Here is a 3,619-nt window from a genome sequence, read left to right as displayed (position 1 = left end):
ATCCCATCCATCGCTGCCATGCTCGGCAAGTCCCTGGCAAGCCCAGAACGGATCACTGCGTTCAATTCAGTATTGAGCTCTGAACGAAATAGCGAAGCCACCTTATTTGCGCCACCAACGGCTGCAACGTTCAACACAACCTCGGCCCCATTCCAAGCAGCGTCCGTATAGTTCCCTTGCAAGGCATTGGTGGTCCCATTCAAGGACGCAAAGAAAGTGTTTACCGTCAAACCCGGTGGAGAAAACTGCGCCGCGCCAACCAACGACACCGCCAAGTTCTGCCCTGCTTGCATCCCAAACGAGTTCATTCTGGCTAGATCGCCAGCAGACATCTCTACCGTCTGCTTGCCATCCCACGCCTTCATGACCCGCCCGTCATACTGATTCAGCGCAGCCGCACTAAACTGATCTAGCACCGACGGGCGCGGCATGCTTCGCATCAAAGCGGCCACTTCTTGTGGCGTGCTTGGCGTTGCAATTCCATACGGATTGGTTGGCGTGCATGACAAACCAGAACTATCGGTCGCCGCTTGCGCGCTTGCCTCTGCTTGCTCTGCACGGATTGCCGAGTCCATGCTGATCAATTTCCCTCCAATGCGCAAGCTGCTAGCACTGATGTCATCGCGCAGCGTCAGTACTGTGCCAATCTGCAAGCTACGCGCCCCTTTTGCAGACGCGCTCAGGCCGTTGTCAGCCAAAATCAGGGCTCCAGCGCGTTCGTCACCAAAGAAGGCGCGCCCGATGCTTGCCGGGTTATCGCCCTCACGCACGGTATACGTGCGTAGCGTGGAAGGCGCTCTTATTGCTGTCGAAGAGTTGGCCCAGCCTAGTCTTGCTGCACGACGTTCAGCCAGATCGATGGCCCAATCCTGCCCGCCCGTGTACCCATCACCATCGCTCTGAATATCAGATCCATTGCGATAGCCGTACTCGCTCGCAGGGTTATAGCTATCGCTAGCCCGGTCCATCTCGTTGACATAGTCACCTGCATGGGCTGGGTTGTAACTGTCGCTTGCCCGATCCATCTCATTCGTATAGTCCCCCGCCGAGTAGGCTCCCCCCCCTTGCGTAGGCTGCATAGCATCGACGAAGGAGTTACCCAACGCATTGCCAAACGCATCAGCGGCAATCTGCTGCACAGCGATCCTGCCGCCCCGGGCGATGGCGGTGGCGGTACCCGCGGCTAGGCCGGTAATGGCTCTTGCGGCAAAGGGGCTGATATCCGTTTTGCCCAGCGCACCTCCAACAATGTTGCCAACACCCGCGCCGACGGCGCTGGCCGCTACTCCACGCCAGTCAAAATGGTCTTGCAGGCCCGTCACGACGCCAATCCCCTGCGTCAGCGCGTTGCTCAAGGCAGCACGCGCGATGGTATTGCCCAGACTGCTAGCCTGTCCGCCCAAAGGAGCCACGTTTGAGAGGCCACCGGCGACCCCACCACTGATGGCTCCCATTGCGACCTGTTTCCAGCTAAATCCGTCCTGAATACCCAGAGCGTTGCCAACAAGTTGCCCTGCTATGGATCCCGCAGCACCCCCGATAGCGCCGGCGATTGCCATATCTGCCGCCCCATATGTGGCAGCAGATGACAAGGTAACAGTGCCTCCTTCTATGGCGGCAGCGCTGTAAGCAACACCCTCGGGAACGGCATAGTTCATGAGGTAGTACTGTTGCGTCACTGCCGCTACCACGATGACCACAATCACCACAATAATGGCACCAAGTCCACCACAGCCACCATCATCCTGCGCAGGCGGCGGTGGCGTGGGCAGGTTGGGCGTGGTGTCACCCACGATCGCGCTCGGGTCGTAGGGCTTGAAGGTATTGAAGTTGTTGCTCAGCGTCCCCACGCGGTTGGGGATGGTCAGGGTCTGGCCGACCTTGAGGTCGTTGTCGCCCGACAAGCCGTTGGCCTCTGCGATGCGGTACCACAGGGCGCTGTCGCCGAAGGCCCCCTTGGCGATGCTTTGCAGCGTGTCGCCCGGTGCCACGATGTAGATGCCCGGGCTGGCCGACGGGTAGTTTCCGTTGATGGGCTGGTACCCGAAGTTGAAGTCAGCCACGTTAACGCCGCCGGCGGCGTTGCCGTAGCGGCCCAGCACTTCACCGCCAACGATCAGCTGGCGCTGGACCTGGCCGTTCTGGTTGGTGTACAGGGCCTTGCCGGCTGCGTCGTTGATGAAGCTGCGGTTGGCGGCGCCGTTGGTGCTGTCTGTGATGGCGGACAGGTTGCCGTTGACATCGTAGTAGCTGGTGGTAGTACCCGGCTGGAAGTAGCTGCTGCTGCCGTAGACGCTGGCTTCCTTGTAGCCCTCGTAACGCGCCTGGCTGTAGCTGTAGTAGTTGGTGTAGGCCGTGCCATCGTAGTTTTGCAGCGTGTAGCTTTGCAGGTTGCCGGCCGCGTCGTAGCTGCTGTAGTCGATCTCGTACTTGGCGCTGTCGTCGCTCTTGAACACGCGCTGATGCACCAGGCGGCCATTGGCGTCGAAACGGTTGATGCGCGTTTCGGTGCCGCTGGCGCCGGACGCGCCGCCGTTGAGCGCGTTGATGTAACCGACCGGCAGGTGGCCCGCCGGGCCGGTCTGCACACTGCGGTTGGCGCCGTCATAGAAGCGGTAGTCCAGCTGCACGCCGTCGCGCACGACGCCGGTCAGGCGGTTCAGCCCGTCGTAGGCATAGGCCTCCGTCGTCTGGCCCTGGCCCGCGGCGTAGTCTGTGCGGTATACGGGGACCTGCTGGGTCTGGTAGATGATGTTTCCAGATTCGTCCCGTGCGGGGATGGGGTTGCCCGACTCGTCCAGGGCCGGCTGGCCGGATTCATTGAGGACCCAGACCGGAATGCCGGTGCTGACGCTGTTGTAGTGGTCGACCACCTGCACGGCATTGACCCGGTTTCCGTAATAGGTGTCGCTGGTGCGGTTGCCGCTGCCGTCATAGGTGATACGGTGGCCCTGGGCGCCGAGATTGCCCGCGGCGTCCACCGCGTCCACCACGGTCTGGCGGTTCATCGCGTCGTACTGGAAGTAGCGGCTGCTGTCGTTGGCCGTGTCACCGTTGATGACGTGCGTCTGGATGTGCGTGCGGTTGCCCATCTTGTCGTAGTCGATGTTGATGTAGGCATGGGTGTCATTCACCCAGCGCAGGCGGCCCAGGGCGTCGTACGCCATGTGGTTGTCCTGGTAGACGGTGCCGTTCTGCGACATCTGCTCGCGCAACTGATGGCCGGCCAGGTCCCAGGCGTAGCTGGTGACCTTGCCGAGCGCGTAGTCGGTGATGCGGGTGAGCTGTCCGGCGGCGTCGTAGATGTAGCCCAGGCTCTGGCCACGGGTATTGGTCTGCGAAGTCAGCTGGCGCGCGTTGTCGTAGCTGTAGCTGTATTTCGCGCCGCCCAGGTCGGTGTGGCTGTACAGCCGGCCGAAGTAATCGTAGCTCCAGGTGCTGGTGTAGCCGTTGGCGTCGACCTCGCCGGATTTGCGTCCCTGCAGGTCGAAGGTAGCGCGCACCGTCTGGCCCAGCGGCTGGCGGGTGGCCACCACGTTGCCGCGCAGGTCGTAGGTGTAGCTCAGGGTCTCGCCGTTGCCGTTGGTGTCGGTCAGCTTGTTGCCGGCCTGGTCCCAAG

Annotated in this window: 1 protein-coding gene; it reads right to left on the bottom strand. The window is 61.6% G+C overall.

Features of this window, described 5'->3' with window-relative positions; all coding sequences use genetic code 11:
- Positions 1–3,619, bottom strand: a 3,619-nt coding sequence (locus AC1DWI_RS16600; RefSeq protein ID WP_477725241.1) for a LysM peptidoglycan-binding domain-containing protein, incomplete at both ends; no start/stop codon positions are given.

The organism is Polaromonas sp. P3_C2, assembly GCF_056402675.1.
Note: the sequence above shows the minus strand (reverse complement) of the source record. Positions and strands in the feature narration are given on the sequence as shown.